The organism is Pseudomonadota bacterium (genome assembly GCA_018823135.1).
In the GTDB taxonomy this organism is placed as follows: Bacteria; Desulfobacterota; Desulfobulbia; order Desulfobulbales; family CALZHT01; genus JAHJJF01.
The window spans coordinates 1-7,184 of record JAHJJF010000033.1 but is presented as its reverse complement, the minus strand read 5'-3'; the positions used below and the strand labels follow the sequence as shown (position 1 = coordinate 7,184).

The following is a 7,184-nucleotide window of genomic DNA, read 5'->3' as shown; positions in this document are numbered from 1 at the left end:
TTACTCTGGTTAACCAATTCACTTAAATTTTTCGAATATACCACAATTCAACAAATGAGCATCAAAGGTAATTTGTTTAGCCCGAAACAACCAGAATATTAAAATATGCGATTGCATACGAGTAGCATAAACATCAAATCTATGAGTTAAGGTAAATTCGAAATACACCAAGACATCTAGCCAGAGGTTTTGGCTTCAAGGAAGGGAAAAAAATCCCGTATATCAATTCTTAAATAAAAACTGCCAAAGAATTGTTATACGGGAGATATGGAGGATATGAAAAGAATGAGTAGATACTTTTTATTCAAATATCATTTCGATATTACGCTCAACCTGCCCCTCTTTGGTTTGATTGGCAATGGCTATTTCCTTTACAAGAAGACTCTTGGCCGTATCCATCATCTTCCTTTCACCGAAAGAAAGGGCCTTATCTTCTTTAAGCAGATAAAGGTCTCTTAAAACCGCAGCAATTTCATAGACTGAGCCGGTCTTGATTTTCTCCATGTATTCGCGATAACGCTGATTCCAAGGCTGTTGTTGAATTTCAACATCACTTTCCTTAAGAATGTCAAATATCTTCCCCACCTGATCAGACGGGGTTATAGAACGAAGTCCAACATTTTTACAGGTATCGGTAGGAATCATAATTACCATATTATTTTCCACAATCCTCATCACATAAAAAGATTGTGTTCTGTTCGCTACCTTGCGCTGTTCTATTGATTCGATCTTTCCTACCCCATGAGCAGGATAAACGGCCATATCACCTATATTAAACACATTAACCCCCTTATCAAAAGGTTGAAACAAGTAGAAAAAGCCACAATAAAATAATTTATTAACTATTTCATATCACAATCTTTTTCATCGATAAAACCAATGAACGAAAATATAATATAACATATTATCCGAAAATAAGCAAAGGGGTCATTTCGGAGTGTACGCAATCCGGGCCGTCTCAGTTTTACTCAGAATCCACTGGGGAGTGGCTTTTTCAGGGATTTTCCTTACGGATGGGGTCATGATAAAAATTCATGGTTTTCAGGACGCCCTCATTCATCAGCATATCAACAATTTCTTCAATTTTTTTAACCTGCTCTTGGATAATCGGCATTTCGTCGTCATTGAATTTCGAGAGGACAAAATCTGATGATCGCATAACGGCATCCGGCCTGCCCACTCCCACCCTGATTCGTAAAAATTCCTTTGTACCCAATAAATTGATAATTGACCGGATGCCGTTATGCCCCCCGGCACCACGGTTAATGGAAATTTTCAGCTGGCCGAGCATAAGATCCATATCATCGTGAACCACAATTATCTTTTGTGGTTCAACCTGATAATAGTCCGCAATCTGCTGAACAGCTTCTCCGCTTAAATTCATGAAGGTTTCCGGCTTGACGAGCATTACCTGATTACGCCACAAAAAAACCTTTTCCGTTTGAGCCCGCCATTTCGTGCCCTTAAGAGTCAGCCCGTTTTTTGATGCAATTGCGTCAATAAACAAAAAACCGATGTTATGCCTGGTCTTACTATATTTGTCTCCTGGATTTCCCAGGCCCACTAGAAGAAACACGTCACTTCACTCCTAAATAATGAATCACTTTTTCCTTAACAGATAATCGACCGACAAGAGCATTTTCATAACGTTTACTCAGCTTTGCAGCAAATACAAAAGGATGGACAGATGCATCTGTAATAATCTGAAAATGCAAGGCAGTTTTATAATACCCTACCTGAATCGATTTTTTTCGAAACATCTTAATCTTAAACATTCAAGTATCGAGCGCCCACATATTTTTAAAAGAAGTTGATTGAAGCTCCCAGCGACACGAAAGCAAAAAGTCCGCCTATGATAACTTTTTTCACTTTATTGTGTTCACTCGCTTTCCCCGCAGCAGATAAACGCAAGACATCGAGCTATGGAAAGGCGCTCGCTATAAATATCATAATTACTAGAGTTTACGAAACAGCTGATGATAAAGGGGAAACGGGCAGATCGATGAACCCCGGGTGAACAGTTCAGAAAAGAGACTTCCAGTTTGTTAAACATAGTCTGTTCTTTTTCAACTGCCCCAAAAAAACAATAAATATGAATTATTTCAGCGATAAATAAATTCACTGAAATCTTCATGGATAAGGCGGAGTAAGGCGACTCAACTGCAATTGTAGAAAAAAAGAAGCCGGAAAAAAAGGCCTGCCTTTTTTTCCGGCTTCAATAAAATTACACGATTCAACAGAAGAATGGAATTAATTATTCCTTTGCAGGAGATTCAGAAGATGATACTTCTGCTCCCTTACTGGCTGCAGCTGCACCTTCCGCACCTTCGGCAGGGGCACTAATTGCATGCTGGACTGAAACACAAACAGAATCTCCTTTGATGCCGATCAATTTAATATTAGCCGGGATATCAAGCATGTTGCATTTGATGTCATCCCCAATATTCAGATTCGTTACTTCAATCTCTATAAAATCAGGAATATCAAGAAGTTTTCCCTGCAGGGCAACCTCGGCTACTGAAACATGCAATTCTCCGCCTAAATCAACCCCTTTCGCTTTGCCGGTAAAACGGATAGGCACCTTGAGGGTGCTCGGCTCCTCAAGGGAAACTTCAACAAAGTCGACATGGACAAGTGAGTCTTTAACAGGATGTGTCTGAATCTCCCTGATCATGACATGCTTGGTTTCCTTCTTTTTGCCGACTTCGATATCAAGTGTGATCACTGCGTGCCTTCTATGGATGGCGAGCAAAGTCTTGGTAAAGGATTTTGAATCGAGCTGTAAGGACATAGGCTCAATTTTCGGCCCATACAGAATTGCCGGGGTCAAACCGTCTCTTCTCAAAGTTCTGGATGCACCTTTACCAAAATTTTCCCGAACCTGAGCTGTTAAATCCATTTGTATCATTTAAGTTGCCTCCTGGTTATACGATATATCTTTTGCATACGCCAAAATCCTTTTCCGGAATGACAGAAATTGTCACACAAAAAGAGAACTGACGGAATCTTCAGAGTGTATGCGGCTGATCGCTTCTCCCAATAATTTTGAAATTGAGAGTACTTTTATTTTTTCACATTTCTTCGCGTTGCTATTCAGTGGTATGCTGTTTGTTACTACGAGACTTTTGATTCTGGAATTCTCGAGCCTTTCAATTGCCGGCCCGGAAAGTACCGGATGTGTCGAACAGGCATGTACTTCCTTTGCACCGGCATCGGCCAGCATGTCGGCCGCGGCACAAAGGGTTCCAGCCGTATCAACCATGTCATCAAGCAAAATAGCAGTTTTGCCTTTAACATCTCCGATAACATTCATTGCCTGGGATTCATTGGCTCGTTCACGACGCTTGTCGATAATCGCCAGACCGGCATTGAGGCGTTTTGCAAAAGCGCGTGTTCTTTCAACACCCCCGGCATCCGGCGAAACCATGACCACGTTGTCTTTAAACTTGCCCGAGATGTATTCCAAAAGTATCGGCGCTGCATAAAGATGATCAACAGGAATATTAAAAAAGCCCTGAATCTGACCTGCATGAAGATCCATGGTCAGTACTCGGCGAACACCGACAACCATGAGCATTTCAGCAACAACTTTTGCAGTAATCGGAACTCGCGGCGCAACTTTTCTATCCTGACGTCCATAACCATAATAAGGAAGCACCGCAGTGATTCGTCGCGCTGAAGCGCGGCGCAAGGCGTCGACCATTATCACAAGTTCCATGAGATTATTATTTACCGGCGGGCAGGTCGGCTGAATTACAAAAACATCCCTGCCACGAACATTTTCCCCAATTTCAACAAAAATCTCGCCATCACTGAAGGTCCGTACCTCGACCTTGGATAAAGGAATTTCCAAATACGAACAGATATCCTTAGCAAGTTCGGGATTAGCATTTCCGGAAAATATTTTCATTTCATAACTCATTGTAATTCTGTTATTGGGACAGGTTTAATAGAGATTTCATTTTAAAAACCTTAAATCAAAAAAGCCCAATTGAAAAATTAATTATCGAGATATATTTCAATAATAGATGGCTGGGGCGGCAGGATTCGAACCTACAAATGCAGGCGTCAAAGGCCTGTGTCTTACCGTTTGACGACGCCCCATCCCTGTATAATCAAGCCAGATGCGGCCGAGCGAGAAAAACCTTATTGTAGCGCTGTCTCAATTGCCCAACACCATCGAAAGCAATTCTTTCGTCTTCAAAAACTCCGAAAACAGTCGGGCCGCTGCCGCTCATTAATACCCCTTTTGCACCGGCAGCCAGAAGCCGTTCTTTTATTACCTGAATCTCAGGATACTTTGCAACCGTAACTGCTTCAAGATCGTTATATAAAATCGTCCCTAAATCAGGAAAGAAAAAGTTCTTACCATTGGCACTTTCAAGTTTGCGGCCTAAGATATATGGATTACCCCCTGTTGTCAACGCAAAATTCTCATACACCCACTTTGTGGAAACTGCAAAGCCCGGGTTGACCAGAACAAACCAAAATTCTCCGCATAATTCTCTTTTCTCGAGTCTGTCGCCAATCCCTGTGGCTCGAGCCGAATCATAATCAGAAAGGAAAAACGGCACATCAGCACCCAGGGTCCTTCCAATGGGAATTAATACATTGGATGCTATCTTTTTCTGAAACAGCTCCTGAAGACCGTGAAGAGTTGCGGCTGCATCACTGCTGCCTCCGCCAAGACCTGCAGCAATCGGAATCTTCTTCTCAAGGGTAATCTCGACACCCCTGGTAATTCCGGTTAATTCTTTAAATGCTGAAGCTGCCTTATAAACCAGATTGGATTCGTCATCAGGAACATCGCTGTCCGGGCATAAAAGCTTTATCCCTTTATCAATAACCCGCAGATGAAGCGTGTCGCAGAGGTCCACCTTGACCATCAAAGTATCAAGATCATGATATCCATCATTACGACGACCGGTAACCGCCAGATACAGATTAATTTTTGCGGGTGCGGTGACAGTTATTGTCTGAAACTCAATCTGTCCGTCCATGAATTACCGGCCTGCGGGGTTACATATCCAATTGTATAAAAAAAGGCCCGGCTTTCTTTTAAAAAACCAGGCCACGATAATCAATGCCGGCTACTATTAACCAAAAATCTTTATATACCTCATCTTGAGGTCATAGAGGATGCTTTCAAGGACATTTTTTTCCTCGTCGGTCAAGTTGCCCGTGGTCTTTGCCTGCAGAAGTCTTAAGGAATCAATGGCGTTCTTGGCCAAAACCGGGTCCTTCTGCTTCTGGCCGGTAGCAGGGTCGGCGATTTCACCAAGATGAAAAAGCGCCGCGGTATTAAGCGACATGATAAAGGCAATGAATGTCACCTCCGGCATCACACATTTTCCATCTTTCCATATCTTGCCGGCTTCGCAACATTCTTTTTGTTCTGGTGATTTTTCAGTCATCTCGCATCCCGTTGTTGCTGTTGAAACAAGAATAAAGTGAAAATCTTTTACTTACCATTAAATAAAGACGGCAGCTCAAGAACCATGGCGTCTTCAATCTTATCAAGATCCTTAACCTTCTTGAGCAGATCCTTTGGAATCAACGTATCGGTATTCAGAAGAATAACATTGCGGCCTTTTTCCTCTTCCTTGCCCACGGTCATCCTTGAGATATTCACCCCGCCGTTGCCAATGGTTGTTCCCAGAGCACCGATTACTCCCGGCTCATCCCTGTTATAGACAAAAAGCATCGGTCCGCCGGGAAGTGCTTCCAGACGGAAGGTGTTAAACCTGACCAGTCTGGGTTCATTTTTGCCAAAGACAGTACCCGCCAGGACATTTTCTTCATCGGTGGTTTTGACTTTTATGGAGAGCAGACTTGTAAAATCATCGGATTGACTGGTTTTTGATTCAACCACCCGAATGCCCCTTTCCTTGGCAATCATCGGCGCATTTACAAAATTGACCGCATCCTTAAGAATAGGCGTAAACAGCCCTTTGAGAAATCCCACGGTAATCGGACCGGTTTCCATTTCAGCCAAATCACCGGAATATTCGAGTTTAACCTCTTCAACCCCGCCCTTGGCAATCTGCATATGAAAAGAACCAAGCATCTCTGCAAGGGTAACGTAAGGACCTACCTTAGCAAGAACCTCGCTGCTCACCGATGGGACATTAACCGCATTGGTAACGGTTCCGTGAAGCAGATAACTCGCCATCTGTTCGGCAATGATTACCGCAACATTTTCCTGCGCCTCGGATGTAGAGGCGCCCAGATGCGGCGTGCATATAAAATTATCCAATGAAAGCAAAGGATTATCAAGGGTTGTGGGTTCGACCTCAAATACATCAAGCGCCGCGCCGGCAATCTCACCGTTCTTCAATGCTTCATATAATGCCTCTTCGTCAACCACTCCGCCCCGGGCGCAATCAATAAACAGGGCGTCATTCTTCATGTTCTTGAATTCCTGGGTGGAGAGGACATGCTTTGTTTCTTTGGTAAGCGGAACATGCACCGAGATATAGTCTGATCTTTTGCACAGTTCCTCAAGGGAAACGAGTTCCACTCCGAGTTTATCCACCAGATCCTTGGGCATATGCGGATCAAAGGCAATGACTTTCATATGAAGGCCTTGAGCGCGATTAGCAAAGATACTTCCTATTCTGCCGATACCGACGATACCCACGGTCTTACCGGTAAGTTCCCTTCCGGAAAATTTTTTCTTCTCCCATTTGCCTTCTTTCATTGAAGCGGTTGCCTGAGGGATTTTTCGCGACAGGGATACCATCATGGCGATAGCGTGTTCCGCTGCGGTTGTGGCATTGCCGTCCGGAGCGTTCATAACAACGATGCCCCTTTTACTTGCAGCGGGAATGTTAACGTTGTCCAGACCGATTCCGGCCCTACCGACTATTTTCAGATTATCCGCAGCTTCAATAATTTCTTCCGTGACCTTGGTGGCGCTCCGAATCACCAGGCCATCGTAGGCACCGATAATTTTCTTCAACTCTTCAGGAGCCAAACCGGTAATTATATCTACTTCCAAACCGGCTTTTCGTAATATTTCCGCTCCCACTGGAGCCAGATTGTCGCTAATCAGTACCTTCATCACTTCTCCTTTAATAACCCTTTGCAAAAAGACACATTAAAGTATGTTTCATGGGGAATATATTTCAGGTTTAAATTCTTTACTTAAGAGTCAATTTTAAATGCTACACTGGATTTAAAAC

General features: G+C 43.2%; 8 protein-coding genes and 1 tRNA gene. All 9 read right to left on the bottom strand.

The features are described from left to right. Nucleotides 1-300: 300 nt before the first annotated feature. The 9 genes from KKE17_02890 to serA all read right to left on the bottom strand — a co-directional run bounded on the left by KKE17_02890 (nt 301) and on the right by serA (nt 7,063). Nucleotides 301-780: a CarD family transcriptional regulator gene (locus KKE17_02890; protein ID MBU1708928.1), complete on the bottom strand. Its 480-nt coding sequence runs from the start codon at nt 778-780 to the stop codon at nt 301-303. Between the two features lie 214 nt (nt 781-994). After that, on the bottom strand, nt 995-1,576 hold the full coding sequence (gene pth, locus KKE17_02885; GenBank protein MBU1708927.1) for an aminoacyl-tRNA hydrolase: 582 nt from the start codon (nt 1,574-1,576) through the stop codon (nt 995-997). Between the two features lies 1 nt (nt 1,577). Continuing rightward, nucleotides 1,578-1,775, bottom strand: a complete 198-nt coding sequence (locus tag KKE17_02880) for a hypothetical protein (protein ID MBU1708926.1) — start codon at nt 1,773-1,775, stop codon at nt 1,578-1,580. 479 nt (nt 1,776-2,254) lie between these two features. Next, a complete protein-coding gene (locus tag KKE17_02875) occupies nt 2,255-2,908 on the bottom strand; it encodes a 50S ribosomal protein L25 (GenBank protein MBU1708925.1) in 654 nt (217 codons plus the stop codon). A 72-nt stretch (nt 2,909-2,980) separates the two neighbouring features. Further along, a complete protein-coding gene (locus KKE17_02870) occupies nt 2,981-3,922 on the bottom strand; it encodes a ribose-phosphate pyrophosphokinase (protein MBU1708924.1) in 942 nt (313 codons plus the stop codon). Nucleotides 3,923-4,029: 107 nt separating this feature from the next. Continuing rightward, nucleotides 4,030-4,104: transfer RNA gene (locus KKE17_02865), tRNA-Gln, on the bottom strand. An 11-nt stretch (nt 4,105-4,115) separates the two neighbouring features. Continuing rightward, the gene (locus tag KKE17_02860; protein MBU1708923.1) at nt 4,116-5,000 is read right to left on the bottom strand and encodes a 4-(cytidine 5'-diphospho)-2-C-methyl-D-erythritol kinase; all 885 of its coding nucleotides are present in this window, start codon (nt 4,998-5,000) and stop codon (nt 4,116-4,118) included. Nucleotides 5,001-5,096: 96 nt separating this feature from the next. Beyond that, nucleotides 5,097-5,414, bottom strand: a complete 318-nt coding sequence (locus tag KKE17_02855; GenBank protein ID MBU1708922.1) for a DUF1844 domain-containing protein — start codon at nt 5,412-5,414, stop codon at nt 5,097-5,099. A gap of 47 nt (nt 5,415-5,461) precedes the next feature. After that, on the bottom strand, nt 5,462-7,063 hold the full coding sequence (gene serA / locus KKE17_02850; GenBank protein MBU1708921.1) for a phosphoglycerate dehydrogenase: 1,602 nt from the start codon (nt 7,061-7,063) through the stop codon (nt 5,462-5,464). Nucleotides 7,064-7,184 lie beyond the last annotated feature (121 nt).